This is a genomic window from Staphylococcus microti (genome assembly GCF_000934465.1).
Classification (GTDB): domain Bacteria; phylum Bacillota; class Bacilli; order Staphylococcales; family Staphylococcaceae; genus Staphylococcus; species Staphylococcus microti.
The window spans coordinates 1-477 of sequence record NZ_JXWY01000035.1; the positions used below are offsets into that span (position 1 = coordinate 1).

Genomic DNA, 477 nt, shown 5'->3' on the forward strand with positions numbered 1-477 from the left:
GATATGCTTTGCGGCCATGAAAACGCAAGGGTGGAGCCCGTTAAGCGTTTGGGCAGCGCTCATGGCCGTAAAGTAATGCAATAGCGTTTGGTCTGGATGATTATATTTTTGTGTTGATGTACTAAAAATTATTTGTATTTAACTTTTACGTATTTTGCATGCGTTTTTTGAGTTACAAAGTTTACAGTTCTAATCTTTTTCCCTGCTTGATAGTATATTCTTTGTTTCTTTGTTAACGTTACATCTTGATAACCCGCTAATCTGCTATATCGTTTTGGATTTGCTTTTATTGTTGTTGTTACACCATAAGTTCTAGCAAATCCTAAAGTTAGATTAAGACCTTTATATTGGGCACCTGTACTAAAATTCAAAGATCTACCTGCTTGTATTGTGTATTTTGAGGCTTTTGTCCAACTAGGAGTCATATTAGAATATCCTGAAAATCTCATGTTGTATCTTGTTGAGGATATAGTTTTT

The 477-nt window shown here is 34.6% G+C and carries 1 protein-coding gene; it reads right to left on the reverse strand.

The window, feature by feature from the left end; translation table 11 throughout:
• Positions 1 to 128 precede the first annotated feature (128 nt).
• On the reverse strand, positions 129 to 477 hold a 349-nt coding region (locus tag TP70_RS05945; protein WP_211253723.1), incomplete at its 5' end, for a hypothetical protein.